27 protein-coding genes are annotated in these 26748 nt (G+C 35.5%); 13 read left to right on the plus strand and 14 right to left on the minus strand.

All coding sequences use genetic code 11. The features are described 5' to 3' along the window. Window positions 1-20: 20 nt before the first annotated feature. The 5 genes from ACWIW0_RS03065 to ACWIW0_RS03085 form a co-directional block, all read right to left on the minus strand. Entirely contained in the window at window positions 21-1301 is a 1281-nt protein-coding gene (locus ACWIW0_RS03065) for an AmpG family muropeptide MFS transporter (RefSeq protein ID WP_454452154.1), read from the minus strand. After that, window positions 1302-2321 (minus strand): UDP-glucose 4-epimerase GalE, encoded by a 1020-nt coding sequence (gene galE, locus ACWIW0_RS03070; protein WP_454452155.1) that lies wholly within the window; start codon window positions 2319-2321, stop codon window positions 1302-1304. A 94-nt stretch (window positions 2322-2415) separates the two neighbouring features. Next, the gene (locus ACWIW0_RS03075) at window positions 2416-3093 is read right to left on the minus strand and encodes a pseudouridine synthase (RefSeq protein ID WP_454452156.1); all 678 of its coding nucleotides are present in this window, start codon (window positions 3091-3093) and stop codon (window positions 2416-2418) included. 364 nt (window positions 3094-3457) lie between these two features. Then, on the minus strand, window positions 3458-4615 hold the full coding sequence (gene pheA, locus ACWIW0_RS03080; protein WP_454452157.1) for a prephenate dehydratase: 1158 nt from the start codon (window positions 4613-4615) through the stop codon (window positions 3458-3460). A gap of 77 nt (window positions 4616-4692) precedes the next feature. Next, on the minus strand, window positions 4693-5445 hold the full coding sequence (locus ACWIW0_RS03085) for an SIMPL domain-containing protein (RefSeq protein ID WP_454452158.1): 753 nt from the start codon (window positions 5443-5445) through the stop codon (window positions 4693-4695). 153 nt (window positions 5446-5598) lie between these two features. Here ACWIW0_RS03085 and ACWIW0_RS03090 point away from each other — a divergent pair, with 153 nt between their 5' ends. The 10 genes from ACWIW0_RS03090 (at window position 5599) to ACWIW0_RS03135 (ending at window position 16092) form a co-directional block, all read left to right on the plus strand. Further along, on the plus strand, window positions 5599-6435 hold the full coding sequence (locus ACWIW0_RS03090; protein ID WP_454452159.1) for a heme/hemin ABC transporter substrate-binding protein: 837 nt from the start codon (window positions 5599-5601) through the stop codon (window positions 6433-6435). Then, window positions 6435-7424 (plus strand): FecCD family ABC transporter permease, encoded by a 990-nt coding sequence (locus tag ACWIW0_RS03095; RefSeq protein ID WP_454452160.1) that lies wholly within the window; start codon window positions 6435-6437, stop codon window positions 7422-7424. The genes ACWIW0_RS03090 and ACWIW0_RS03095 overlap by 1 nt, the downstream gene beginning before the upstream one ends. Next, window positions 7421-8224 (plus strand): heme ABC transporter ATP-binding protein, encoded by an 804-nt coding sequence (locus ACWIW0_RS03100; RefSeq protein WP_454452161.1) that lies wholly within the window; start codon window positions 7421-7423, stop codon window positions 8222-8224. Before ACWIW0_RS03095 ends, ACWIW0_RS03100 begins: the two co-directional genes overlap by 4 nt. Before the next feature lie 96 nt (window positions 8225-8320). Next, entirely contained in the window at window positions 8321-9151 is an 831-nt protein-coding gene (locus tag ACWIW0_RS03105; RefSeq protein WP_454452162.1) for a ChaN family lipoprotein, read from the plus strand. A gap of 10 nt (window positions 9152-9161) precedes the next feature. Beyond that, a complete protein-coding gene (gene exbB, locus ACWIW0_RS03110) occupies window positions 9162-9911 on the plus strand; it encodes a tonB-system energizer ExbB (protein WP_454452163.1) in 750 nt (249 codons plus the stop codon). A 1-nt stretch (window position 9912) separates the two neighbouring features. Then, the gene (locus ACWIW0_RS03115) at window positions 9913-10329 is read left to right on the plus strand and encodes a biopolymer transporter ExbD (protein ID WP_157395479.1); all 417 of its coding nucleotides are present in this window, start codon (window positions 9913-9915) and stop codon (window positions 10327-10329) included. A gap of 13 nt (window positions 10330-10342) precedes the next feature. After that, window positions 10343-11215 (plus strand): cell envelope integrity protein TolA, encoded by an 873-nt coding sequence (locus tag ACWIW0_RS03120; RefSeq protein ID WP_454452164.1) that lies wholly within the window; start codon window positions 10343-10345, stop codon window positions 11213-11215. Window positions 11216-11232: 17 nt separating this feature from the next. Further along, entirely contained in the window at window positions 11233-12369 is a 1137-nt protein-coding gene (locus ACWIW0_RS03125; RefSeq protein WP_454452165.1) for a hypothetical protein, read from the plus strand. Beyond that, on the plus strand, window positions 12369-14624 hold the full coding sequence (locus tag ACWIW0_RS03130; protein WP_454452166.1) for a TonB-dependent receptor domain-containing protein: 2256 nt from the start codon (window positions 12369-12371) through the stop codon (window positions 14622-14624). The genes ACWIW0_RS03125 and ACWIW0_RS03130 overlap by 1 nt, the downstream gene beginning before the upstream one ends. 52 nt (window positions 14625-14676) lie before the next feature. Then, window positions 14677-16092, plus strand: a complete 1416-nt coding sequence (locus tag ACWIW0_RS03135) for a surface lipoprotein assembly modifier (RefSeq protein WP_454452167.1) — start codon at window positions 14677-14679, stop codon at window positions 16090-16092. Between the two features lie 70 nt (window positions 16093-16162). Here the strand turns inward: ACWIW0_RS03135 and ACWIW0_RS03140 are convergent, their stop codons facing one another. The 9 genes from ACWIW0_RS03140 to ACWIW0_RS03180 form a co-directional block, all read right to left on the minus strand. Further along, on the minus strand, window positions 16163-16789 hold the full coding sequence (locus tag ACWIW0_RS03140; protein ID WP_454452168.1) for a LysE family transporter: 627 nt from the start codon (window positions 16787-16789) through the stop codon (window positions 16163-16165). Window position 16790: 1 nt separating this feature from the next. Next, window positions 16791-17264, minus strand: a complete 474-nt coding sequence (locus ACWIW0_RS03145; protein ID WP_454452205.1) for a phosphatidylglycerophosphatase A family protein — start codon at window positions 17262-17264, stop codon at window positions 16791-16793. Then, window positions 17264-18238: a thiamine-phosphate kinase gene (thiL, locus tag ACWIW0_RS03150; RefSeq protein ID WP_454452169.1), complete on the minus strand. Its 975-nt coding sequence runs from the start codon at window positions 18236-18238 to the stop codon at window positions 17264-17266. Before thiL ends, ACWIW0_RS03145 begins: the two co-directional genes overlap by 1 nt. A 9-nt stretch (window positions 18239-18247) precedes the next feature. Then, window positions 18248-18661 carry a transcription antitermination factor NusB gene (gene nusB, locus ACWIW0_RS03155; RefSeq protein WP_157395486.1) on the minus strand — a complete coding sequence of 138 codons (414 nt, stop codon included), beginning with the start codon at window positions 18659-18661 and terminating at the stop codon, window positions 18248-18250. Window positions 18662-18774: 113 nt separating this feature from the next. Beyond that, complete coding sequence (gene pilQ / locus ACWIW0_RS03160) at window positions 18775-20067, minus strand: type IV pilus secretin PilQ (RefSeq protein WP_454452170.1); 1293 nt, start codon at window positions 20065-20067, stop codon at window positions 18775-18777. Window positions 20068-20075: 8 nt separating this feature from the next. Then, a complete protein-coding gene (locus ACWIW0_RS03165) occupies window positions 20076-20492 on the minus strand; it encodes a hypothetical protein (protein ID WP_454452171.1) in 417 nt (138 codons plus the stop codon). 12 nt (window positions 20493-20504) lie between these two features. Then, window positions 20505-21017 carry a hypothetical protein gene (locus ACWIW0_RS03170; RefSeq protein WP_454452172.1) on the minus strand — a complete coding sequence of 171 codons (513 nt, stop codon included), beginning with the start codon at window positions 21015-21017 and terminating at the stop codon, window positions 20505-20507. Window positions 21018-21021: 4 nt separating this feature from the next. Further along, window positions 21022-21534 carry a hypothetical protein gene (locus ACWIW0_RS03175; protein ID WP_454452173.1) on the minus strand — a complete coding sequence of 171 codons (513 nt, stop codon included), beginning with the start codon at window positions 21532-21534 and terminating at the stop codon, window positions 21022-21024. Beyond that, complete coding sequence (locus ACWIW0_RS03180; protein WP_454452174.1) at window positions 21510-22007, minus strand: hypothetical protein; 498 nt, start codon at window positions 22005-22007, stop codon at window positions 21510-21512. Before ACWIW0_RS03180 ends, ACWIW0_RS03175 begins: the two co-directional genes overlap by 25 nt. A 289-nt stretch (window positions 22008-22296) precedes the next feature. Between ACWIW0_RS03180 and ACWIW0_RS03185 the strand changes: the two genes are divergently transcribed. The 3 genes from ACWIW0_RS03185 to aroB all read left to right on the plus strand — a co-directional run bounded on the left by ACWIW0_RS03185 (window position 22297) and on the right by aroB (window position 26748). Next, a complete protein-coding gene (locus tag ACWIW0_RS03185; protein ID WP_454452175.1) occupies window positions 22297-24885 on the plus strand; it encodes a penicillin-binding protein 1A in 2589 nt (862 codons plus the stop codon). A gap of 237 nt (window positions 24886-25122) precedes the next feature. Further along, window positions 25123-25644, plus strand: a complete 522-nt coding sequence (gene aroK, locus ACWIW0_RS03190) for a shikimate kinase AroK (RefSeq protein WP_454445644.1) — start codon at window positions 25123-25125, stop codon at window positions 25642-25644. A gap of 15 nt (window positions 25645-25659) precedes the next feature. Next, the gene (aroB, locus tag ACWIW0_RS03195; RefSeq protein ID WP_454452176.1) at window positions 25660-26748 is read left to right on the plus strand and encodes a 3-dehydroquinate synthase; all 1089 of its coding nucleotides are present in this window, start codon (window positions 25660-25662) and stop codon (window positions 26746-26748) included.

Consider the following 26748-nt stretch of genomic DNA (forward strand, 5'->3'; position numbering starts at 1 on the left):
TTCTAAAATCTAACCGCTTGTTATGCCGACTTTTCTTTTGCATTCCAAGGTGCAACCCAGAATAAACAGAGCATTCCTGGAATTGCCATAAAGAAGCAGATCCAATAGAACTGGTAAAACCCAACACTTTCAGCTAATGCCCCTGATGTTGCTCCAATCAATTTGCTCGGAATTGCGGTTAAACTTGTGAAAATAGCAAATTGCGTTGCGGTATAAAGTGGATTTGTTTCGCGTGAAATATATGCTACAAAGCACGCTGTGCCTAATCCGATACCAATATATTCACCGATAATTACCGCAGAAAGTGCAAAACGCTCATAAGCTCCAATCGTTTCAAATTTACCGTGACTTGCTAACCAAGCAAAGCCAAGCAACATTAACATTTGGAACACACCAAAGATCCAAAGGGAGCGGTTTACTCCAATACGCAACATCATTACTCCGCCGATCATACCAGCCACAATAGATGCCCATAAGCCATTGATTTTCACCGCTGTACCTAAATCTGTACGGCTAAATCCCATATCTAAAATAAAAGCACTTTGTAAAGTAGCAGCAAAAGAATCACCAAGATTATATAGTAGCATAAAGGTCAGAGTACCAATCGCAGCCCAAATGCCTTTACGTTGAAAAAATTCTTTAAATGGGATAATAAAGGCTTCGTGGAAGGGTAAATGGCGATTATCTTGTAAAATCTTAGGCTCTTTACTTAAAAATAAGCTCAATATCATTCCTGGTATCATAAATAGAGCAGTAAACATAAACACCGTTTCCCACGCATAATGATCAGAAATAATCAATGCCAAGCCACCAGGAATTAACCCTGCAATACGATAGCCATTGATATGAATGGAGTTACCTAAGCCTAGTTCTTCATCACTCAGAATTTCTCGGCGATAAGCATCAACCACAATATCTTGAACAGCCGAAGTTGCGGCAACTGCAACAGATAGTACCATTACCGCTTTAATATCTTGAGTTGGATTAAACAAACCAAAACAAGCAATTAAGCCAAATAAGATAACTTGGGTAAAGAGCATCCAGCTACGGCGGCGACCTAAAAAGTTCGGGTAGTATCGGTCAAATAACGGGGCAACTAAAAACTTCCAAGTATATGGCAAACCGACAAGGGCAAAAAAACCAATAGTTTTTAAATCAACTTGTTCTGAACGTAGCCACGCAGGAATCAGTTGATATAAAAAATAGAGTGGTAGCCCTGATGTAAACCCTGTAAACACACAGAGTAGCATTTTATAACTAAAAATTTGCCGCCAAATTGACGGTTTTACCATATCGGACATTTATGCCCCCTTATACCCATTCGGGTTATTTTTTTGCCAATTCCAAGTATCTTTCATCATCTGGGTTAGATCATATTGCGTTTTCCAGCCTAGCTCTTTTAACGCTTTTTCTGGATTGGAATAACATACAGCAATATCTCCAGGACGACGATCAACAAGTTTATAAGGCACATTGATATTATTCGCCTGTTCAAACGCCTTAACCATATCTAATACCGAATAGCCTGTCCCTGTGCCTAAATTATAGACGTGGAAACCTGCATCATTGTGGTGTTTTTCAAGTGCTTTTAAATGCCCTACGGCTAAATCAACCACGTGGATATAATCACGCACACCTGTGCCATCGTGAGTTTCATAATCGCTACCAAATACCGAAAGTTGTGGCAATTTACCAACTGCAACTTGACTAATATAAGGTAATAAATTGTTTGGGATACCATTTGGATCTTCGCCAATTAAACCGCTTGAATGTGCCCCCACAGGATTAAAATAGCGTAGTACAACTGCACTTAATTGTGGGTAGGCTTTTACTGTATCTTCCAAAATACGCTCAACCATATATTTCGATGTACCATAAGGGTTTGTTGTGCCACCTACCGCACAAGATTCAGTAATAGGAATAATTTCAGGATCGCCATATACCGTTGCTGATGAGCTAAATACAATGGTATTCACATTTGCTTTCAACATTTCTTCGACTAATACAATCGAACCTGTAACGTTATTTTGATAATAATGCAATGGTTTCTGTACACTTTCACCCACTGCTTTTAAGCCTGCGAAATGGATCACAGAATCGATCTGATGCTCCGCAAAAATTTTACGTAGAATTTCACGATCTAAAACATCACCTTGATAGAATGATACCGATTTCCCCGTAATCTGCTTTACACGTTCTAAAGAAATTGGAGAAGAATTCGATAGATTATCTAAAACAACAATCTCTTTTCCTTGATTTAATAATTCTACAACGGTATGCGAGCCAATATAACCTGCCCCACCTGTTACTAAAATTGCCATAGACATATCCTCATTACTAAAAATTGACATTAGTTTACTCTGTTTAAGTCAAAAATGCTTTGTTATTTGCAAATTTTTTGCCAAAAAAGCCCGCTTATTTAAGATTTAAACCCATCTGACGAATAAGTTTATTACGCTCATCTTCACTTAGCCTTCGCATCTCCCCAGCAGATAGCTCCCCAAGCTGTAGTTGCCCAATTGCTACTCGAATTAAGCGTAATGTTGGAAAACCAATATGTGCGGTCATACGGCGAACTTGGCGATTTCTTCCCTCACTAATGGTTAATTCCAACCAACTTGTAGGGAGCGTTTTACGCTCACGAATTTTAGGGGCTGTTACCCAATTTAGTTCGGGATCATTGATAATTTTAACTTTAGCAGGCTTAGTTTTACCATCTTTCAGCTCAATTCCTTGGCGTAATTTAAGCAGATCATTTTCTTGTGGAATACCTTCTACTTGTACCCAATAGGTTTTCTCTTTATCAAATTTAGGGTGGGCAAGACGATGCTGAATTTCGCCATTATTTGTCAGTAGCAATAACCCTTCACTATCTCTGTCTAATCGCCCAACAGGGTAAACATCTGGAATATGAATAAAATCTTTGAGGGTTTGACGTTGTTGTTCATCAGTAAATTGTGTAAGCACATCATAGGGTTTATTAAACAAAATCAACACCGTATCGACTAGCTTAGGCGTAGGACGGCGGCTATTTTTTGTCTTAAATGTAGGACGAGGACGACTGCGAGTACTGTGAGAATTGGGCTTAAACATAACGAAATAGAGATATATTGTAAGTTTTAGGGGCAAATGTGATTTGCTCCTACGGTTACTAGATATTGCGTTGTTACCAACAAAACCTATCTATATTCGTGAGTATTTACTCGTAGGGGCTAATTACATTAGCCCCTTCAGATCATTGACAAAGTCTTTGTTCATTCGGACGCACTCAGTGCGTCCCTACAAGAAAAATCATAACTGATTGAAAAATAACAAATTTTATTTTGTTGTGTAGGGGCACACTGCGTGTGTCCGTTTATTGAATACAACAAATTAGGGTTTGTCATCAGTCTGTAGGGGCTAATTACATTAGCCCCTTGTATCTTACTCAACGATAACGTGTTTACTATGTAATACCTTAGATTTTTACTGGCTCAATAATTTCACTTGGATAGCAACCTAATACTTTTAAATAACTGGTTACAGTTTCTAGCTCATTTAAAGCCTGCTGCGTTTGTGCAGAATGGATATTCGCTTCTAATTCTACATAGAACATCTCTTCCCAAGGTTTGCCATAAATTGGGCGAGACTCTAGTTTTGTCATTCGAATATCGTGTTTTTTGAAAACCGTTAAGGCATCAACTAATGCTCCAGCTTCTTGACCTGTCGTCATCAGTAATAGCGTTTTAGTTTGGACTTGTGGCGAAACCTTGACAGGCTCTTTAGCAACGACAATAAAACGAGTAATGTTATTCTTTTGGTTGGCAATATCAGTCTCAACTACATTTAAACCATATAATTTTCCACCATCTTCATTACCCAACGCCGCAATATTACGTTTATTTAAACGAGCGACTAACTGCATTGCGTGTGAGCTACTTTCACAATATTTGATATGTACTTTATCAAGTCCTTGTAAAAACTGGCTACATTGCTGAGCAGGTTGCGGATGTGTGTAGATCGTATCAATTTGAGCGAGATCGATATTGCCATTACCTAATACACAGTGTTTGATCGGATAGGCTAATTCTCCAACTAATGTCAGATCTGTATGCTGTAATAGATCATAAACCTCGTTAATCGATCCTGATGTGGTATTTTCTAATGGCAAAATACCGTAATCTGCCTCACCTTTTTCCACTTTTTGAAAGACTTGATTAAATGATTCACAACTTAATTCAATTAAAGATTCAGAAACCTGCTTTAAAAATTGACGAGAGGCTAAATGTGAATAAGAACCTCGCATTCCTAAAAATGCGACTGAAATACTACTCTCTTTGATTTCATTGAGTTTATTTTGCAAATAATTCTGCTGAGTTAATACAGAATCTTCGATAATTCGCTGGAAAATCTGAGTAACATATTGCGGATCTAGCTGATAATTTTCTGCTTGAGCAAAATTCACCAACTCTTGTAATAATTGTTTCTCACGCTCAACATCACGCAATGGTTTCTGCGTGATCTCTTTACTTCTTACCACATCAAAGGCAAGGCGATGACGCTCTGATAATAATTTGAGTAAATCACGATCAATTTGGGTAATTTGCTGACGAATTTCAGACAGATCTAACGACATTATATTTCCTTCTATGATTTCCATAACAAGCGGTGAGATTTACAAAATTTTTAGCAAAAACCACCGCTTCTAAAATGTTAATTGATAGCGTATTGAATCGTAACCACAAGGCGTACTTTTTTATCTATTGTACTTGTATCATAACCGCCACCGTAATCGCTTGTATCTTCACTCGTTGGTGAAGTTGATTGAATATCAAATGATCCTTGTGATGCTGATTTTAATAAACCGACTTTCACATTACTGGTTTTGGCAAATTCTTCTGCACGCACATAAGCATCTTGTGTTGCTTTGGCAATTAAATCACGCTTAATCGTTTCTAAATTTTCCAAATAATAGTTTGGGCTAGAAAAATCAATGTTCTGATTTTCAGCACGCAAATTCTGAATTTGTGCTAAAGCCTGTTGTAATTTTGACAATTCTTTAGTTGAAATAGTGATAGCTCGTGATGCCACAAATCCATTATGACGAGAGCGTTCTTTCCCAAATTCATCAGTATAGTATTCAGTATGGGCATTGACAGAAAGATCGGTAATGGCTCTATCTTGCTCAGTAAATCCTTGCTCTTTTAAAAATTTTACTGCGACATTTAAGTTTTGTTGGTTATTTTTCATCGCTTCGGCATAATCACGCCCCCAAGCTCTGATATTGATAGACCAAGTACCTACAGTGGCTTTATGTTCTGCTTCTGCTAATCCTTTTACAGTTATCACACCAGTTTGCTGAAAATTTTTAAATTGATGTCCTAAAATAAAGGCTGAAGCCATTAAGCCAACCGCTAAAATAGCACCCAGTATCGCTAAATAACGATATTTGTTTGATTTTGACATAGTCATTTCCTCATAAAAAACTGTGTGGAATTCTAACGATTTCCTACTCTCTCGACAATCCATTGCAGAAAATAATCTCATTATAATTTTATTGAGAATTGTTATCATATCTGTAAAATACGGGAATTATTTTACTTTGATTAGGAATTTTCAATGAAACTTGCAAAATTATTCGCTTATCTTACCGCTTCCATCACACTATTCAGTACAAACTTAATAGCTCAAGAACGTATTATCAGTATTGGTGGCGATGTTACTGAGATTATTTATGCGTTAAATGCAGAACAGCAACTTGTGGGACGTGATAGTACCAGTGTTATTCCTGAAAGAGCCAAAAGTCTACCCGATGTGGGTTATATGCGTCAGCTCAATACTGAAGGGATTTTAGCCCTAAAACCAAATAAAATTATTGCCACTCAAGTAGCACAACCTGCTGTTGTATTTGAACAGTTAAAAGCCGCTGGCGTAACTGTTGAGCAAGTTCCTTTTAAGTATTCTGTTGAAAGTGTAGTAGAAAAAATTACTCGTATTGGAGAACTACTCAATAAGCAACCAGAAGCGCTTACTCTAAGCGAAAAATTTACAAATGAGATGAAAGCAGTAGAGAATTCGCCTCGTAATGTTAAAGTTCTCTTTATTCTAACTCGTGCAGGACACAATCAAATGGTTGCAGGAGCTGATACCGTTGCCGATAGTGCGATTAAACTGGTTGGTGCAAAAAATGCAATGGGAAATGCGGCTCGTTTTGTACCGATTTCACAAGAAGGCGTTATTGCCGCCAATCCGGATTTAATCGTACTGACATCATTAGGTGTTGAGAGCCTTGGCTCAGTTGATAAACTTTGGGAATTACCAGGTATTGCACACACAACAGCAGGTAAGAAAAAACAAGTCGTTGTCGTTGATGATATTGCTTTTTTAGCATTTGGTTTAACAATTCCACAAGAATTACACAAAATGCGTCAAGCGGTTGAAAAGGCTAGCCCGTAATGAACAAATCCCGTTGGCTTATCGCATTAGCAATACTGCTATTGCTAACAATGTTAATTGCTTCAAATATCGGGGCATTATCGCTCACTTGGCACGATTTATGGCACGCTAATATTGACGACAGCCAGTGGCAAATTTGGCTAAACATTCGAGTGCCACGCATTCTGTTAGCCATTGTTGTGGGATTAGCACTTGCTGTTTCTGGAACGCTTTTTCAAGGTTTATTCCATAATCCGATGGCAGATCCTGCTTTAATCGGCGTAAATAGTGGTGCAGCGTTAGCGGTGGGCATTTCCATTATGTTACCGAATTTGCTGCCTAGCGATCTAGGGTTATATAGCACAATGATTGCGGCATTTATTGGTAGTGTTATTGTTTCAAGTTTAATTTACTTTCTTAGCTATCGCTCCCAAGCGTCAGTGAGTAAACTACTGCTTGCAGGGATTGCAGTAAATGCTCTTTGTTTCTCTATCGTTGGTATCCTAACCTATATTAGTAATGATCAACAATTACGCCAATTTAGTCTATGGACAATGGGTAGCCTTGGGCAAGCACAATGGGAGCCTGTTATTATTGCAAGTTGTGTTATTTTATTGACCGCTTGTTATGCTCTCACGCTCGCGAATAAACTAAACTTACTGCAACTTGGTGATGAAGAAGCTCATTATCTTGGGGTAAATGTAATTCGTCTGAAAAAACAACTGATTTTACTTGGTGCGTTATTAGTAGGATCAGCTGTTGCTGTTAGCGGTGCTATTGGCTTTATCGGCTTAGTCATTCCCCATTTAGTTCGTTTTAAATTTGGTGCGGATCACCGTTGGGTTTTACCAGCCTCTGCACTCTGTGGTGCTATTCTACTGCTTGTTGCTGATACCTTAGCAAGAACAATGGTTTCTCCTGCTGAATTACCTGTTGGAATGCTAACTAGCTTTATCGGTGCACCTTATTTTCTTTGGCTTGTTATCCGCTATCGTGAGGGAACAAAATGAGTTGCAAATTTTCCCCTAAATCTGACCGCTTGTTCTTTGCCGAAAATATAGGCTTTGAAATCCAAGGTAAAACCTTATTACAAAATATCAACCTAGAGCTTAAACAAGGCACAATCACTATGTTGATAGGCCCAAATGGTGCTGGGAAATCAACACTAATGCGTTTACTTTCAGGTTATCTCACAACAAACACTGGGCAGTGCATTTTCCAACAAAAAAATCTGAATGATTATGCCCCAATGGAATTAGCCCAACAACGTGCTGTAATGCGTCAGCACAGCCAGTTAAACTTTCCATTTTCTGTTGAAGAAGTGATTAGAATGGGAGGCTACCACCGCCGAGCAAAAGAGATTGAACAATATCTTCCCGAAGTTATCGCTAAAACAGATTGCCAAGTATTACTCAATAAATCTTATCGACAGCTTTCAGGTGGTGAACAACAACGTACACAACTTGCTCGAGCATTATTACAATTATGGCAAGAAGATATGTCGGGAAAACTACTCTTTTTAGATGAGCCTACGTCTGCTTTCGATTTACACCACCAACAGCAGTGTTTACGTTTAATGCGAGAACTTTGTGACCAGAAAGGGCTAACGGTTTGTTGCATTCTGCACGATCTCAATTTAGCTTCGTTATATGGCGATCACATCATATTACTTGCCGAACAAAAAATCCAAGCACAAGGTAGCCCAGAAGAAATTCTTACCGAAAACGCTATTCAACAATGGTACAAAGCCGATATTGCTATTCACCCTCACTATGCAACTAATAAGCCCCAAGTAGCGTTTAAGCGATAAAAATGCACAATTATTAGCATTAAAACTTATAAAAACTTGCATAAGCTCGCAAAAGAAATATAATTGATAATTATTATTATTTTTGTTTTATTGTATATGTGGGTAAAAAAATTCTTGTTATTAGTGAGTTGTAGCTTGTTTATTATAGGCTGCCAACAATCCGTAAAAGAAGTTAATGCTGACAAATTAGGTAAGATTATTGATTTAAGAACAGGGAAAACATTTACACCTGTTCAATGGCTAGAGAGTGTTGCTTCTCAGCAATATCTGCTCATCGGTGAAAAACACGATAATCTCTCTCATCATCAAGCACAATATTGGCTAATTGATCGACTTAACCAAAAACGTAAACAAGGAGCCTTGCTGTTAGAAATGCTAAGGGTAGATCAACAGCCTTTAGTCGATCGTATCGCAATGGATTTTGCAAAATATCGTTCAAATCTTACCGCTTCTTTGAACTGGCAAGCGAGTTGGCAATGGGATTTTTATCAGGATATTGTTCAGCACCCATTTGAACACCAGTACGCTTTAGTTGCAACAAACTTAACCAAAGATGAAGTTTCTCAATTATTGCGAGGAGCAGAGCCACTCAAAGGATATGTCTCTACGGATAAAAAAGTAAAGCAACAACTCGCTGAAATTATTATTCAAAGCCATCAATGCGAATGTGAGGCAAATGAGCCACATATTCAAAAAATGGTAGAAGTTCAGCAATTCAGAGATCGCCGAATGGCTGAAAAACTATTGAAAAGCCATACGCCAAATATATTGATTGCAGGCAATCATCATATTAATCGCCAATATGGTGTTCCAAAACATTTAGCTGATTTATCACCTAATCAAAAATTTACTACGATTTTATTATCAGATAAAAATCATACATATACCCAAGCAGATAGTGATTATGTTTGGATTCTTTCTGAATAAGGATAATTAAATGAATTTTAAATCATTATTTTTTATTTTAAGTTTATTGTTTAGTTTAAATAGTGTTGCTAATACTGTACCAACAGCAACATTACCATTAGATCTTTCTCCACAAACATTATATGAAAATGCACATATTGTAGTAAAAGCAGTTATTTGGATTTTAATTATCTGCTCCATTATTACTTGGACGATTTTTATATTTAAAACGGCTCAAGTTGTTTCTGCATTAGCAAAAATTAAAAAGTCAATCGCACTTATTAGTCCAAATCAGTCTTTTATTGAAATAAAGAAAAATCTAATAAACAAAAACAAATTAAATGAGCTGGTTAATGAAATTGAACAAGAAATTCGTTCGTCTGACAACTATTATGATCGTGATTTAATTGAGCGAATTGAATATCGCTTACTTCATCAAATAAAACAGATAAGCCAAAAAATGCGTTACGGTATTAGCCCACTTGCAACCATTGGATCTGTCGCTCCTTTCATTGGCTTATTTGGTACGGTATGGGGCATTATGAATAGCTTTATTGGTATTGCACAAACGCATACAACTGATCTCTATGCTGTCGCCCCTGGTATTGCAGAAGCCTTATTTGCAACAGCATTAGGTCTGGTAGCCGCTATTCCTGCGGTTATTATTTATAACCTATTTGTCCGATATATTCAGCATTATAGTGATCAACTTGCTTATTCAAGTGCTATTTTACAGCTCGTTATTCGCCGTGAAATTTCTCAATCTAAACAAGGAAAATAAAATGGCGATGAAATTAAATAATGATGATGAGCAACAAGAAATGAGTGAAATTAATGTTACCCCTTTTATTGATGTAATGTTGGTATTACTTATTATCTTTATGGCAACAATTCCTTTAGCAACAGTTAATATTCCTATTAATTTGCCAGCAAGCTCAGCTAATGAGCAGAAAAATGAAGGTACACCAATCATTTTAAGCTTAAATGCAGATAATCAGCTTTATTTATCGAATGAATTGATTAGTTTTGAAAATATCAATGAGAAATTAGAAATTGCAACTCAAGGTAATAAAGAAACAGTCATATTTTTCCGTATTGATAAAGAAGTTAAATATGATTTGGTAATGCAACTAATGAGCCAATTACGCCTATCAGGATATTTAAAAGTAGGTTTAATGGGAATAAACCAAACAAATTAAAAATAAGAGTTTTATGTTTTCATTTTATCAGAAACCCATTATTAAATGGTTCAGTGCTTTTATATTATCCATACTGTTTCATTTACTATTCGGTTACTACTATTTTTATAAAAAAGAAATCACGATAAATGAGCTTGTTGCTTCCGCTGTTATTGTTGATTTTTCAGATCCGCCACAATCTATTGTGATTAGTAGCGAGCTACCTGTTGGTCCACCACAACAAATTGCTACGGAAACCACAATAGAAGAGCCAGCAGAATCTAAAACAGAGCCTGAAATAGAAGAAGAGCTTGTTATTGAAGAACCGACTCCACCAGAAGTAGAGCCTGAAATTGTAGTAAAACAGCAAAAAGAAACAAAAACAGTAAAGCCAGAAAAAGATAAACCCAAAGCTATTGAGAAAGTAAAAAAAGAGCCTAAACCTAATAAACATAGAGAAGCTAAAAAACAACCTAAAGAGAAGAAAACCTTGCCTGTTGCAGATAAAGAATCACCCGCAGGGAGTAACATTGCAACCGCTCCCCCTTCGGGCAATAGCAATAAGATCGCTTCAAATTTTAATAGTAGTAGCCGAGGAACAAGTTTAGAAATTAATTGGAAAGCCTTAGTAAAAAGCCATTTAGAAAAACGTTTACGCTACCCTGAACAAGCACTACGCAAACGTTGGAAAGGAAAACCCGTCATTCAAATTATATTAGATAGTAAAGGAAATGTACTGAGTTCTACGGTAATTAGTAGCAGTGGTAAAGAAAGTTTTGATCGTGAAGCAATTGATAACGCTAAACGCTCTTCGCCTTTACCACAGCCACCTGCTGATTTACTTCAAAACAACAAAATATCAATCAATATTCCGATTAATTTTGATTACGATAATTATCGACAATAAAAGCTCTAGGAGGCTATATGAAACTTAAACTTACCCCAATTGCATTCATTATTCTTGCAACTTCATTAACAGCTTGCTCTGGTGGAAGTAATAAATCAACACCAGTGGCTGAAAGTCCGAAGATAGATATTGCTCCTGATAATCAGGATAAAGAGAAAAGCGAAAACGCTTCGCTCAATAATGCAAATAGAAACGATATTGAGTATGCTTTAGATAAAACTAAAACAGTAAAATGGCGTCAGCTTACTGCCTTTTTACCGTCATCTGAAACCAGTGCGGATAATCCATTAGGAACTAGTGGTAAAATGTCTCAGGAAGGTTCTGCTGCCTATATTGATGGTGATTTACGTTATTCCGATAATGGCGTAGCGAGGGACTTGCGTAAAAATCAAAACGAGACCGATTATGATCCTTCATTTTTAACCAAAGCCGAAATTAATCCACATAAGCTACAAAGTTTGGCTATCAAAAATGGGGCAGGTCAAACAGTAATGAGAACGCATTTTGTAAATCAAACGTACTCATCGTATCTTAGTTTCAAAGCAGAAGCTCCTTTTACCTCCTCAGATGAAGATGGTAAAGTAGTGAAAGCTCTTGATGCTCCTACGGCTTATATTGCCGTGCCAACAAAAGCGGACAAAGCGATTTTAGATCGAAAAGTAAAAGCAACTTATAAAGGCCACACTATCGGTAACCAAAAACGTGAAAATAATCACTTTACATTAGGGGACATTACACTTAATGCGGATTTTTCAACAATGAAAATCAGTGGTGAAATTACTAACCGTAATGACGAATTACTACGTGGTAGAGCTCAATATGAAGGTGCTGGCTGGAAAGGATTTACCACAGACTCTGAAGAGGTGGAGGAAGGCTATACCACTCTAATATCAGAGGCGGAAATGGCAAAACGTGAAGAACAACATAGGACTCTAGCTGTTAGATTACTTCCTGCTGATATTAAAATTGCTAATGGTGTTATTGGGTTTAAGAGTGAAGATAAAGGCCTAGAATTTACAGCTCTTAATGGTGAATCTGTTACAACAGGTGGATATTCTGGTGTTTTTGCTGGCCCTGAGGCACAAGAAGTCGTAGGGAAAATAGAAAGTGGTGAAAATTTCATTAGCTTTGGTGCAACAGAGGTACAGAAATAATGAAACTCAATAAACTTTCATTACTTGTTAGCTATGCATTGCTGGGGATTACCCCAGCAATAGCAGACACATCGCCAGTGTTAATTGATGAAATTAATGTATCGGGGCAAGTCGGTGATCAAAAAGCAGATAAAGCCTTTACTAAAGCAGGGGGAATTGCAATTCGAGGTGAAGAAAAGCAACTTCAATCTTTAGACAGTGTTGTACGTGCTTTACCTGGTACTTATACGAATATTGACCCTGTGCAAGGTACTGTTACTGTTAATATTCGTGGAATGGCTGGGCTTGGTAGAGTTAATACAGTAGTTGATGGTGTGCCACAAACCTTTTTTGGTACATCCGCTAATGGTGATCGCCGTTTCCACGATGAAGATGGTGGGCTACCACCAAGCAGCCAACACGGAACAATGATTGATCCAAATTTTTTAACCGAAGTGAGCATCAATAAAGGTTTTTCAACTGGCTCTCAAGGGGTAAATGCTCTAGCAGGAAGTGCCTCATTTAAAACGCTTGATGTCGATGATGTTATTTTCAAAGGAAATAAAATCGGTATTCGCTCTAAATTTAGTTATGGTACCAATGCTTTAGGCTATAACGGAATGTTAGCTCTTGCAGGTAAAACGAATGCATTTAGCTCCACAGGAAGTGTAGGCGGATTATTTGCTTATAGCCAACGCAAAATAGGTTCAAATTATAAACGTGGTGATGGTAAATATGCGAAAGAAAATGCTTACGCCAAAAGAATGGATCAACGCCCTGAATCTTGGTTAGCTAAAATTGAGCTATTACCTACTGATCAACACCGAATTTTACTTTCTGCAAGGGGTTACCACAGCAATATTGGTGGAAGGGATATTCAAAATAAAAATTACAGTCTAAATTACCACTACACACCAGATTCTGATTTAATCGATCTAGAGCTATTAGTTTCAAGCACCAAAAACAATCAAAAATATGATCAGGAATCTGCTTTATGGGAATTAACGGATGCCTCTACAATCAATAAATCTGACTATGTTGATTTAAAAAATACGAGCAGCTTTAATTTTTGGAACAGTGAATTGACAGCAACTTTAGGAACAAGTTACTTCAATAACAAATACACCCGAAAAGCAAAAGGCAAGAATCAAGATAATTTTGATTACACTCCTTTTGCCCCTACAGGAAAACAAGGAATTGCAAGCGTTTATCTTAATACTCAGTGGAAAAAATCTCTTTATACTTTAGATGGTGGATTAACTTACACTTACTCTAATTTTAAAGGTTTTAAACCTGCTTGTGGCACTGTTGGAGAATATACTATTCCGTGTTTCCCTCAAGGTGCTTATAACATCAATATGGTCAATTACTATGTTGATCCATCCTTGATGTTATCTGCTGATATTAGTGAATGGTTTAACCCATTTATCAGCTATAGCCGTAGCACCCGAATGCCAAATATCCAAGAGGTCTTTTTCAATAATGAGAGTGGTGGCTCAATGAACCCATTCTTACGCCCAGAAAAAGCACAAACCTATCAGATTGGTTTTAATACCTTCAAACATAATTGGCTTACAGATACAGATAAATTAGGTATAAAGCTACTTTACTATCGTAGTAAAATTAAAGACTTTATTACCTCTGAATCATTTTATATTTCCAATTCAGGGCAATTTACACAAGATATAAATGATGTTGGCAGTGGCAGTTTCCATTCTCAAGTATCTATTAATTCCCTTAAACCTGTTAAAACAAGCGGTGTGGAATTGGAATTAAATTACGATAGTGGAAAATACTTTGGACGATTATCTTATAGCTATGAAAAAACATCACAGCCAATCGGCGTACAAAGCTCTAATGATGGCTTTGGTTTTGGTGATATTTATGAATTACCAAAACACTATGCGACTTTAGACCTTGGCGCTAGACTATTAGATAAGAAATTAACACTGGGTAGTATTATTAAATACACTCAAAAAGTGAAAAGAATTAGTCCAAAAGGTATTAATGCAGGTACGAATGATAAAATAGAAACTCAAACGATACCGCAAAACCCAATGATTGTGGATATTTATGCTAACTATGAAATCAATAAAAATTTCAGCTTAAGAGCAAGTGTTCAAAATCTATTTAATTCACTTTATATTGACCCACTAAATAGTCAAAATGCAACACGCTCACAATTTGTAGGCGATGGTAGAGGCGGAGAAGCTTATACTTATACAAATTATGCTCGTGGCCGCACCTATATTATTGGTGGTGAAATTAGATTCTAAGCATATTCCCTTTATTCTGAATAAAGAATAAAGGGATATTTTATTACAAAAAATGAACATTAAATATTATTTACCTTTAATTTATTTATTACCAACCTCTATTTTAGCTCAGCACCCGAATACAGCTATTGATAGGGAATTAAAAGTGGCTATACCTAAACTCACAGAATTATCTGCAACTATTTCGGAGAATAAAGAAGATTATTCAACGGAAATCAATGATGAACAATTGGCAGATAATCCTAATTTAATTTCGCATTTTCTAAATTTAGCCATTGATCAAAAACAGGAAGTGCTAATTCCTAAACTTATAGAGATGTATAGAAAATATCCACAACGGGATCTTATTCTAGAGGATTATGCTCAGGGAGCTTATTTATACTCAATTCAAGACTATAATAAAGCAATAACATTATATGCTAATCTCTTAGAAAAATACCCTTATTTAGATAAAGTAAGGTTTAAACTTGCTCAATGGTTGTTTGAGGATAGCCAATTAAATAATGCAAGAGAACAACTTAATCAATTAAAAGATAAAGATTTACCATACTTTATAAATAATCAAATTTCTTTGTATCAAGAAGCTATTAAAGAAAAACAAGACATCAATTTCAATATCAAGTTTAGTTATATTAAAGATAACAACATCAATAATGCGTCATCAGAACCTTATATCTATATAGGAAAAACTAAATTTAAGAAAACAGAATCATCACTACCACAAAAAGCAGAAGGAATACAATATCAATTAAATATAAATAAACTTCATAACATAACCGATAACCATAATATATACTTTGAGAATGAATTAGAAGGAAAATATTATTGGAATAACAAAGAATATAATGATATAAACAACACGTTTTATTTGGGGTATCAATATCAAAATGCAAATAATAGATTTGCCTTTCTACCTTATTATGAAAAAAGATGGTATGCTCAAAAGCAATATAGTAATGAAAGTGGTATTCGTTTGGAATTTGATAGAAGATTATCTAATCAATGGCAATTTTCTACTAGCTCTGAATTTGCCCAGACAAGTTATAAAAATAGTAATCTAAAACGAAATAAACAGTTATATTCTGGAACACTCGTTCATCGACTTTCACCTAGAACAGTTATATATTTCGGTTCAGATATATTATTTGAAAATACACAACAAAAAAGAGATAGTTCAAATAGATATTCATTAAGATTTGGTGCATCATCTCAAATAAAAAATTTATTTTCTACTCAAATAACATTACAGGTGGCAAAACGCTACTTCAAAGGTAATGATCTTTTTGTTGCGAAAAAACGTAAAGATACTGAATGGAATTTATCAGCTACAATATGGAAAAAAGAATGGAATTTATGGGGTGTAACGCCCAAATTAAATTACCGCTATCAAAAAATCAATTCAAATATTCCTGAATTCTTCTCATTTGATAAACATCAATTAAATTTATTTTTTGAGAAAGAGTATTAGGGGATATTTAGTATAAGTGGTTAATTTTTGGGGAGTATAATTTTGTTTATTAATTTATTCTCCCTAACTTTTAAATCACAAACCAAGTACTAATACTTTCGTAAATCAAACGTATCCCGAACAGTATAAAAACTACCCCAGCGATATTGTCTAAATAATGGTTATATTTAGTATAGAATTGTCGGATTTTCTGATGTGAAAAAAGAATAGCGACAATACAAAAGTACACCAAAGCACTCCCGACTAAGATAAGCAAAACTAAAAGAATATCGCTGAGTTGAGCCAAATTTGATACATAACCTGCGAGTACGCTACTAAAAAAGACGACAATTTTGGGATTGGCGAGATTGATCATCAAACCACCCAGAATTTCTTTCCAAGCAGAACTCTTACTGTGGCTAGTTTTGTCATTGGCTAATTTAGCATTTTTAGTAATTTGTACCATTTTGATGCCGTTGTAAGCCAAATAGCTACCGCCCAATAGCATTAAAATATACTGAAATGAGGGTAAGATTTTATTCAAAAAGGCTAGCCCAAAAAGAACCAATAGCGACCAGAAAGCAACACCAATGCTGATTCCAATAGCAGCGAGCAGTGCATTTTTACGGGTATCACCCATTGCTTTTCGACTCACGTAGAAGAAATCAGGGCCAGGGCTGATTAAGCCAACTAACTGTACGATGAAAATTGTCCACATATTAGAAAATCCAATAAATGAGATAGAGTGAAATTAAGCTATAAATTGCTGCTAGAATGTCGTCAAACATAATACCTAGACCGCCTTTTAATTGTTGATCAAAATAGCGGATAGGGTAAGGTTTGATAATATCAAATAGACGAAAGAATAAAAACGTTAAAATATAGTAGATCCAATTATATTCGGGTAAACAGATAAATAAGCAGAAAATCGCAACAATCTCGTCCCACACAATACGCCCATCATCGTGCATTCCAAGATCTTGGCTTGTTTTTTCACAAATATAGCAACCTAAAATAAAAGATATGCTTGATAATACGATGAAAAATAAAGGGGAAGCGGTGAGATTCCATAAAAAAATTGCAAGTAGTAGTCCAACGAGCGAACCCCAAGTGCCTGGTGCAGGTTTAATTAGCCCAGAGCCAAAACCTACGGCGAGAAAGTGAATAGGATTTTTTAAGTTGATGTTCATAATTAACGAAAATGGTCAAAGCCTATCTGCTTAGGTAAAGGAATTGTTTTACCTTGATTGAGTAAACGAATGTTTTCTGCTGATTGTGGAGTTATTTTGCCAATACAGTAACAATTTAGCTGCTGTATTTTTAAGATATTCTCAAAATCAGCTTGCTTATTCTCAGGAATAGTAAAACAGAGTTCATAATCTTCACCACCTGTTAGTGCGAAGTCAATTGCTTGAGAGTGTGAATATTCTGTTTGTATTGCTTGTGATAGTGGCAGCTTCTCCACATCTATCTCTGCACTGCATTGGCTACGGCTTAAGATATGTGATAGATCTGCTAGCAAGCCATCAGAAATATCAATAGCACATTGGCTATAATCTAATAATAACTTACCCAATGCAATACGAGGTGTTGGTTTTAAGTGACGTTGGAGTAAATATTGTTGAGATGAATTGAGTTCAGATGATTTTGAATTTAACAACAAATCTAACCCAGCAGCACTATCACCTAAATAACCCGAAACATAGATTAAATCATTTACCTTGGCTTGATGACGAAATAAACCTTGTTGTTGGGGGATAAAACCTTGTGCGGTAATGGTTAATGATAGATGTCCTTTAGTAGTATCACCACCGATTAGTTCCACATCATATTCATCAAGAATTTGGAATAGCCCTTGGCTAAAAAGGGATAGCCAGTGGTGATCGCACTTAGGGAGTGTTAGGGCAAGAGAAACCCAACGTGGTGTTGCACCCATTGCGGCTAAGTCACTTAAATTAACTGCAATCGCTTTGTAAGCTAAATCAGCAGGGCAAATATCAGCCACAAAATGCGTGTCGCAGACGAGAGTATCTGTGGTTATTGCAAGACGATGATGAGCAGGAACTTGTGTTACTGCACAATCATCACCGATAGCAAGTAAAATATCCGCACGATCTAACCGCTTATTACGGGTAAAATATTGCTTAATCAGATCAAACTCGCCCATTTTATCACTCTATTTACGACCTAATGCGGGTGCTAATTTATCTAAAATACCATTTACATATTTATGGCTATCGTCAGAGCCGAATACCTTAGCAACTTCAATTCCTTCATTGATAACAACTTTGTAAGGTACATCTAATTCAAACTGCAATTCATAGCCTGATAAACGCAAGATAGTGCGTTCGATTGGATCCACTTCATTTTCTGCACGATCTAAATAAGGGCGGAGTGAGTGATCAATTGCATCAATATTTTCTACCGTTCCACGCAATAATTTACGGAAATATGGCATATCCACGCCATTCATATCTTGATCAGTAACAAAAGCTAATTCAACTTGTTCAATACTATTTTGTGAAATATACCAAGAGTAAAGGGCTTGTACAGCACATTCTCTTGCTCTACGGCGTGGGGAAACTTTCATAAAACCTCAGGAATATAATGTGTAAAATGGTTTGAATAACATACCGCTTGCTTAGGCTTTTTACCTTATTGGCTCGTTATTCAAAATAGCCGAGCATTCTAGCATATTCCCTATTATTTTTGTTTAGATTTCTTATTATCTAACTGAATTGGTGGTGATTTTATAATATGTGGCGTAACAAAAATAACCAATTCTCGTTTAGAAATCTTATCTCTACTTTGGCTAAAGAGATGTTTAAGCACAGGAATGCTCCCTAATACAGGCACTTTATCTTCGCCTTTAGTAATTAGATGTTGGAAAACACCACCAAGAACAATAGTTTCACCATCTTTAGCAAAGACTTGCGTTTTTAACTCTTGTTTATCTATTGTGGTTAAAGCACTGAAACCATTTTGAGTATTAGGTGCATTTTGGGTAACAACCATATCTAGCAATACGTGATTATGCTCAGAAAGATGGGGCGTTACTTCCAGCCCTAAGACAGCTTCCTTAAATTCAACATCGGTTGTTTCTGACTTCTTGTCATAAATTGCATAAGGAATTTCAGTACCTTGTTTAATGCTTGCTCCCTTCTTATTTGTTGTCAGTAAGCGTGGGCTTGCAATGATTTCAATACTATTTTCTCGCTCTAAAGCGGTTAATTCGAGATCTAACATTCGGCTATTGATCGTTGCAACTTGTAGTACGGCAGATGCTGCATTGCTAACAGGAAAATTCACATTTAAATTATTAGTGGTTAAATTATTCCCTTCTAATGAGCCTGCAAATTTGTGATGGTTGCCCGTTGGAGAAAACATTCCCCACCTAACGCCCAATTCTTTAAGGTTTTCACTACTGATGGTAACAATTCGGGCTTCAATTGCAATTTGTTCAGTCGGAGCATCAAGTTGTTTAATCAGTTGTGTGATATTTTTAATAGAAGAAGGTGTGTCTTTAATAATGATGCTGTTACTGCGATCATCAAAATGAAGATAACCATTCTCAGATAATAGATTTCCTGCACCTTTAGTAATAGAATCAATGACTTCAGATGCTTTAGCATAATAGAGTTTAATACTTTTAGTCGTTAGTTTAGGTAAGACTGGACGATTATTTTCGATATGATGATCCGTAATAGAAGATATAACTGAATTTTCATTTTTATGAGCAATAAAATAAATGTTATCTTCTTTTTTAATATGTAACTGGTTTATTTTACCTATACTGTTAAGGATTTTATCAAAATCACTATTTTCAATGCGTAGGGTAACATTATGGTTAATATCATTTTCGATAGCAATATTTTTATCTAATTCGTTTGCAATAAAGGTTAATGTTTCTTTAATAGGTGCATCTTTTAATCTAAGTGAGATATTTTCAGCATACACAGGTAAAGAGAATAATAATATTATCAAAAATAACTTCATAATTTCTCCTAAATACTTATAGTTATTTTATTCTGTTGAATGCAGTGATTGCTTTTTGTCCAATCAAGATAATCTATCTTTTGTAGATCTATCTTTTCTATTTGAATGGCATCATCAATAATTAATTGGTTTTCTTTTAAGCCAGTAATACGTTTTTCTTTATCTATAAATAAAGCGATGAATATATCTTGTTGTTTGAATACACCGACAAACTTTAGTTCATTAAACGGTATGGAAAGAGAAACAATCTCTGTATTTTTATTTTTTAAACAAGCGGGTATTTCCCAATGTTTTTTTACACCTTGATTTATTTCAGTATTGGCTATCTGCTCTTGATTATGCTCTTTTTCATTATCAGCATAAAAAGGATCGGCATAAGCCAATATAGGAATAATAGAGAATAAAAGAATAACTATTTTTTGCATAATAACTCCTAATTAGTCAGTAATTTTCATTACTGCATATAATTGAACTAAATTTTGATGATTAATCTTAGAGAAGCTAATTTCGGTATAAGCTAGATTAGGTATTTTTTGTAATTGTAGTAGAACTAATCCCAATGGTATTGCTTGGTGGTTTACAGTAATTATGATTTGCTTTTCATCAATATTCCATTGTAGTTGTTCTATTTTTATTTTATGGTCAGTAAAAACTTGTTCAATGGCTTTATTTATGAGTGAAATGCGATCTTTAAAATGAAGACTATTAGATTTTTGACTCAATGTGCTTAATAACTTCGTTTGTTGAGTAAGATCTTGTATTAAAGTAGATTTTTTATTCTCTCTTAAGCTATTCTCTGATTGTGCCAAGTAATAAAAAAGAGTTGGTGTTAGTATAAACAAAATAAAAATTATGATTAAACAATAAATCAATCTTGTTTGAATGAAATAAAAACAATTATGAAGATGTGTTTGTGGTTTTATATAAGTGTTTATTAGCAAATTATTCATTTTTTTATCCTTGTAAATCAATAATAATCTGAAATGAGAGTAAGCTATCTTCACTAGTATGTAATTGTGTAATGTAATAATTTATATTATCTTGTTTGAGTTGTTGTTCGATAGATGTAAATTGTTTCTGATTTTTTACTTTACCTATGATTTTTATTTTTGTATGGTTGTCTACATATATTTGTATAATTTCAAGTGTTCCTTTTTCTTTGAAGTTATTTAGGTATTGGTTTAAAAAATAAATATGCTCATTTTTAATAAATTGATTATTTGTAATTGTATTGTGTTTGAGTTTTTCTATGTTGTCTTTTGTTTGGGTGATTTTATGCTCTATTTCGGTAATTTCATTGTTAAGTTGTATATTTTTATGTTGTATATTTTGATGTTGGAAGATAATCAATACACCTATAATTGATGATGCAATAAATGTTGTAATGATAATAATAAGATTACGAATACTATGACTAACCCATTGATGTTGGTTATATCCATTTAGATTGATGCCTTGCCATTCCATAAACTTGCTCCCAATGCAATTAAGTAGAGTTTTTTATCTAGAGTATTTTCAGGAAAAGAGAGCTTATCAATATCTATATTGTGTATCTGATTTATACTTTCTGTTTGGAGTTCAGAATTATTTAAGAATAATACTCCCCTTAAATAGCAAAATAATTCATTATCCAAAATCATATTGGGTTTGGATAAAAATGGATCTGCATACGATTTTCGTAATGCGTAGATAGTGGTTTTTATACGATTGTGATTTTCTTCTTGGTGGGATTTCACATCAAAATAGATCTGAGAAACAGGTATTGGTAAAGCCTGCTTTAAAATTTGAATTACCTGTTTATATTGTTCTTGTGAATTAAAATGGGTTGGGAAGTAAACCGTTTTCTGCCAAATATAATGATTGGGAATAGGCACTACAATGGTAAATTTTGATGATAAATCTACCGCTTGTTTTATCACTTCATCAATTTGTTCTATCACTGAATATGATGTGCAGACATTTTTCCATATTGCTAGGCTATGTTTATTTTGATTTATGCAGCAACAGATAGAATGCTCATTGTAACTAATGCCAATTTTTTGATTATGGGTGGCGTTGTGAGATTTTATTTGTTTAAATTTATTGAATTTCATTTTGTTAGTTAAAGTAATTGTAGATTAAAACAGCTTTTTGTCGATTTTTGGCTTATAATTGCCAACTGTTTCGACGGGTTTGCATTATATTTACTGTAAATTCAGGTTTAGTCATTTAGGAAAAGAGAATTTTTCGATGAAGATCGCAAAAATCATATTTGGTACTTTACTAACACTTGCTATCTTAGGTTGTGTTGCGGTAGGGGTTATTTATTTTCATTTTAAGTTAGATTTACCGAATGTTAATTCACTAAAAAATGTGGAATTACAACAGCCTATGCAGATTTTTACTGCTGATGGTAAGTTGATCGGTGAGGTGGGAGAAGAACGGCGTATCCCTGTAAAGTTAGCTGATATTCCACAATCTTTAATTGATGCTGTTTTAGCAACGGAAGATAGCCGATTTTATGAACATAAAGGTATAGATCCTAAAGGCATTCTTCGTGCTGTTTGGCGTTCATCACAAGGGGATACACAAGGGGCAAGTACCATTACACAGCAATTAGCTCGTAATTTCTTTTTATCGCCAGAACGAAAAATTGAACGTAAGATTAAAGAAGCAATTTTGGCTTTAGAAATTGAGCAGAATTTAACGAAAGATGAGATTCTAGAGCTCTATTTGAATAAAATTTATTTAGGCTATCGCTCTTATGGAGTTGCGGCAGCCGCCAAAACCTATTTTGGTAAAAAGCTCAATGAATTAACACTATCAGAAGTTGCAATCATTGCAGGGTTACCAAAAGCTCCATCAACAATGAATCCTTTATATTCCATTGCTCGAGCAGAAAAACGTAGAAATGTGGTATTAGGGCGAATGTTAGAAGTTGGGAAAATCACACAACAGCAATATGAGCAAGCTAAATCTGAGCCAATCATTGCAAAATTTCACGGCTCTTCTTTGGAGTTTCGTGCGGATTATGTCACCGAAATGATCCGACAAGAGATGGTTAAGCGTTATGGTGAAGAAGTTGCTTATACTCGTGGTTTCCAAGTTTATGCTACGGTATTGTCAGATGATCAGCGAGAGGCTCAAAACTCATTACGCAATAATCTTATTGATTATGATCGTCGCCACGGTTGGCGAGGAGCTGAAAAATTATGGAAGGCAACAGATAGTGCTTGGGACGAAGAGAAAATCGTTGAACATCTAAGTAAACTACCACATTCAGAGCCTTTTATTGGAGCTGCGGTTCTAAAAGTCAATAAAGATAGTGCTGATATTATGTTGGCTAATGGAGATAAAGCAGTATTGAAATTTGCTGGAATGCGTTGGGCTAGAAAATTTATCAATGATTCAGCTCAAGGTAGACAGCCTAATAGCGTCAAAGAAGTTCTCAATGTAGGTGAGCAAATTTGGGTTCGTCAAGATAGTAAGGGAAATTGGGAATTAGGACAGATTCCCGATGTAAACTCAGCATTGGTTTCTTTAAATAGTGATAATGGGGCTATTGAAGCTGTTGTTGGTGGTTTTAGTTTTGAGCAAAGTCGCTTTAATCGTGCAACACAATCATTAGTTCAAGTAGGTTCATCAATCAAGCCATTTATTTATGCTGCAGCTTTAAATAAAGGATTGAGTTTAGCAACTATTTTAAGTGATGAGCCTATAACTATTACGAAACCAGGGCAAAAAGCTTGGAGTCCTAAAAATTCACCTAATATTTACGAAGGAGCATTACGTTTACGAGTGGGATTAGGGAAGTCCAAGAATGTGATGATGGTTAGAACAGTGCAAATGGCGGGTGTTGATTATGTAGCGGATTATCTACAACGTTTCGGCTTTGAACGTGATCAATATCAAGCGACAGAAGCACTTGCTCTTGGTGCTGCGTCATTTACCCCTTTAGAAATGGCTCGTGGCTATGCGGTGTTTGATAATGGTGGGTATCTAATTGAACCTTATATTATTAAGCGTATTCTAGATAGTAATGGGAATGAACTATTTAAAGCTAATCCTGCTATGGCTTGTTTAGAATGTAATGATATTCCTGTTATCTATCCAGAACCTGAGTACTTCAATTTTGTAAAAGTTACCCAAGAATCAGAAGCTCAGTTGGCTAAAAATAGTAATGTCATTGTGGCTGATGATATTCCAGATGTTATTCCCGAATTAGAGATCGAAGTAACTAAAAAAGAAGATGCTCCTAACTTAATGGCAGATGCTGAAGCTACAACTAAAGGAGTTCATTACGCTCCTAGGGTGATGAGTGGTGAAATTGCTTTTCTAATGAGAAGTGCGTTAAATACAGCTATTTTTGGAGAACCAAGTCAAGGTTGGAGAGGAACAAGCCATTCTATTGCAAATACAATAAAACGCAATGATATTGGTGGTAAGACAGGAACAACGAATAATGCAAAAGTTACTTGGTATGCAGGTTTTGGAGCCAATATCGTTACCACTGTTTATGTTGGCTTTGATGATAATAAACGAGATTTGGGGCGAGGAGAAGCTGGCGCTAAAACGGCTTTACCTGCTTGGATTAACTATATGAAAGTGGCTCTTAAAGATAAAACAGAGAGAAAAGAGCAGTTACCGCCAAATATTATTGAAGTTAAGATAGATGCAAAAAGTGGATTTTTAGGCAATAGCTTTAGTGAGTATTTTATTAAAGGTACTGAGCCAAAGAAAAAATATATTGTTGAAAAAGCTTATAGCGAGCCTTATTCAATAGGCAATGATCCAATGTTAAAACAAGCACCTAATAACTATAGTAAAGAATTATTCTAAATTACTGAATAATTAGTTTGTTTAGGTTGAAAAGAGAGGCGATTTATTGAGATAATAACAGTCAATCTTTATTTTTGGGCGATTTGTGGTTTAATTATTCTATAAGTGTGTTATTTATAATCACTTTCTTGTAAATTTTAACGTGCAACAGACCGCTTGTGTTTACAAGCGGTCTGTTTTTTCCCAATTTTTACCACAAATCAAATCGTTAAATTATTTTAAAATTAGAAAAGAGAAATGGCAGAAAAACGTAATATCTTTTTAATTGGACCAATGGGAGCAGGTAAAAGCACTATTGGACGTCAATTAGCACAAATGCTAAATATGGATTTTTTAGATTCTGATTCTGTAATTGAAGAACGTGCTGGAGCGGATATCGATTGGATTTTTGATATTGAAGGAGAAGCAGGATTTCGTAAGCGTGAAGAACGTATTATTAACGAATTAACGCAATCTCAAGGATTAGTACTCTCAACAGGGGGGGGATCAGTGTTATCAAAAGATAATCGCAATGCACTCTCTGCTCGTGGAATTGTTGTTTACCTTGAAACATCAATTGATAAGCAGTTTGAACGCACTCAGCGTGATAAAAAACGCCCATTGTTACAAACAGAAGATCCGTATCAAGTATTGCAAGAGTTAGCAAAAATCCGTAATCCATTGTACGAAGAGATTGCGGATATTACTTTACAAACCGATGAGCAAGCAGCCAAAGTTGTGGCTACCCAAATCATCGAAATGATGGATAATTTACAGTAAATCAAGGTAGAAAATATGTTGCAAGTCAATGTTGAGTTAAAAGAACGAGCGTATCCAATTTCTATTGGTACTGGGTTATTAACCGATCCAGCGAGTTATCACCCATTAAAGCAAGGTGATAAGGTAATGATCGTTTCTAACCCAACCGTTGCTGAACATTATCTTGCAACAGTAACGAACACATTAGAAACCTTAGGTTGTATTGTTGATTTTGTACTTATTCCTGATGGTGAAAAATATAAAACCCTATCATCACTAGATCTTATTTTTACTGCGTTACTGGAAAAAAATCATAATCGTGATAGTACATTAATTGCACTTGGTGGTGGTGTAATTGGCGATGTTGCAGGTTATGCTGCTGCTTCTTACCAACGTGGTATCCGTTTTATTCAGATTCCAACCACATTGTTAGCACAAGTCGATTCATCTGTTGGTGGAAAAACTGCGGTTAATCACCCATTGGGTAAAAATATGATTGGGGCTTTTTATCAACCGATTTCAGTAATTATTGATACAGAAACCTTAAAAACCTTACCTAAACGTGAAGTAAGTGCAGGTCTAGCTGAAGTCATCAAATATGGAGCAATTTTTGATTTAGCTTTTTTTGAGTGGCTAGAACAGCATATTGATGATTTAGTTCAGCTAGATCAGTCAGCTCTCGAATACTGTATTCAACGTTGTTGCCAGCTTAAAGCCGATGTTGTAGCTCGTGATGAAACTGAAAAAGGTGATAGAGCCTTACTCAATTTAGGGCATACATTCGGACACGCTATTGAAGCTCATTTAGGTTATGGAAATTGGTTGCACGGAGAGGCGGTGGCGGTAGGAATGCTAGAGGCAGCTGCTTTATCTCATATACTAGGCGATCTTTCAGAACAAGATATTTTCCGTTTAGAAAAACTGATTGCTCAAGCGACATTACCGACAATTTCGCCTGATGGAATGCAACCTGAAGAATATTTACCTTATATGTGGCGTGATAAAAAAGTATTAAGCGGTCAGCTACGCTTAATTTTATTAAAATCACTAGGTTCTGCTTACGTTACAGCTCAAGCAACGGAACAGCAAGTGATTGACGCTATTCGCCGTTTCACTCAACAATAA

This window comes from Ursidibacter sp. B-7004-1 (assembly GCF_053654055.1).

What these genes read in the sequence shown, in the direction of transcription:
- ACWIW0_RS03065 (WP_454452154.1), bottom strand. Translation starts at nt 1,301, where the DNA reads ATGTCCGATATGGTAAAACCGTCAATTTGGCGGCAAATTTTTAGTTAT.
- galE (WP_454452155.1), bottom strand. Translation starts at nt 2,321, where the DNA reads ATGGCAATTTTAGTAACAGGTGGGGCAGGTTATATTGGCTCGCATACC.
- ACWIW0_RS03075 (WP_454452156.1), bottom strand. Translation starts at nt 3,093, where the DNA reads ATGTTTAAGCCCAATTCTCACAGTACTCGCAGTCGTCCTCGTCCTACA.
- pheA (WP_454452157.1), bottom strand. Translation starts at nt 4,615, where the DNA reads ATGTCGTTAGATCTGTCTGAAATTCGTCAGCAAATTACCCAAATTGAT.
- ACWIW0_RS03085 (WP_454452158.1), bottom strand. Translation starts at nt 5,445, where the DNA reads ATGTCAAAATCAAACAAATATCGTTATTTAGCGATACTGGGTGCTATT.
- ACWIW0_RS03090 (WP_454452159.1), top strand. Translation starts at nt 5,599, where the DNA reads ATGAAACTTGCAAAATTATTCGCTTATCTTACCGCTTCCATCACACTA.
- ACWIW0_RS03095 (WP_454452160.1), top strand. Translation starts at nt 6,435, where the DNA reads ATGAACAAATCCCGTTGGCTTATCGCATTAGCAATACTGCTATTGCTA.
- ACWIW0_RS03100 (WP_454452161.1), top strand. Translation starts at nt 7,421, where the DNA reads ATGAGTTGCAAATTTTCCCCTAAATCTGACCGCTTGTTCTTTGCCGAA.
- ACWIW0_RS03105 (WP_454452162.1), top strand. Translation starts at nt 8,321, where the DNA reads ATGTGGGTAAAAAAATTCTTGTTATTAGTGAGTTGTAGCTTGTTTATT.
- exbB (WP_454452163.1), top strand. Translation starts at nt 9,162, where the DNA reads ATGAATTTTAAATCATTATTTTTTATTTTAAGTTTATTGTTTAGTTTA.
- ACWIW0_RS03115 (WP_157395479.1), top strand. Translation starts at nt 9,913, where the DNA reads ATGGCGATGAAATTAAATAATGATGATGAGCAACAAGAAATGAGTGAA.
- ACWIW0_RS03120 (WP_454452164.1), top strand. Translation starts at nt 10,343, where the DNA reads ATGTTTTCATTTTATCAGAAACCCATTATTAAATGGTTCAGTGCTTTT.
- ACWIW0_RS03125 (WP_454452165.1), top strand. Translation starts at nt 11,233, where the DNA reads ATGAAACTTAAACTTACCCCAATTGCATTCATTATTCTTGCAACTTCA.
- ACWIW0_RS03130 (WP_454452166.1), top strand. Translation starts at nt 12,369, where the DNA reads ATGAAACTCAATAAACTTTCATTACTTGTTAGCTATGCATTGCTGGGG.
- ACWIW0_RS03135 (WP_454452167.1), top strand. Translation starts at nt 14,677, where the DNA reads ATGAACATTAAATATTATTTACCTTTAATTTATTTATTACCAACCTCT.
- ACWIW0_RS03140 (WP_454452168.1), bottom strand. Translation starts at nt 16,789, where the DNA reads ATGTGGACAATTTTCATCGTACAGTTAGTTGGCTTAATCAGCCCTGGC.
- thiL (WP_454452169.1), bottom strand. Translation starts at nt 18,238, where the DNA reads ATGGGCGAGTTTGATCTGATTAAGCAATATTTTACCCGTAATAAGCGG.
- nusB (WP_157395486.1), bottom strand. Translation starts at nt 18,661, where the DNA reads ATGAAAGTTTCCCCACGCCGTAGAGCAAGAGAATGTGCTGTACAAGCC.
- pilQ (WP_454452170.1), bottom strand. Translation starts at nt 20,067, where the DNA reads ATGAAGTTATTTTTGATAATATTATTATTCTCTTTACCTGTGTATGCT.
- ACWIW0_RS03165 (WP_454452171.1), bottom strand. Translation starts at nt 20,492, where the DNA reads ATGCAAAAAATAGTTATTCTTTTATTCTCTATTATTCCTATATTGGCT.
- ACWIW0_RS03170 (WP_454452172.1), bottom strand. Translation starts at nt 21,017, where the DNA reads ATGAATAATTTGCTAATAAACACTTATATAAAACCACAAACACATCTT.
- ACWIW0_RS03175 (WP_454452173.1), bottom strand. Translation starts at nt 21,534, where the DNA reads ATGGAATGGCAAGGCATCAATCTAAATGGATATAACCAACATCAATGG.
- ACWIW0_RS03185 (WP_454452175.1), top strand. Translation starts at nt 22,297, where the DNA reads ATGAAGATCGCAAAAATCATATTTGGTACTTTACTAACACTTGCTATC.
- aroK (WP_454445644.1), top strand. Translation starts at nt 25,123, where the DNA reads ATGGCAGAAAAACGTAATATCTTTTTAATTGGACCAATGGGAGCAGGT.
- aroB (WP_454452176.1), top strand. Translation starts at nt 25,660, where the DNA reads ATGTTGCAAGTCAATGTTGAGTTAAAAGAACGAGCGTATCCAATTTCT.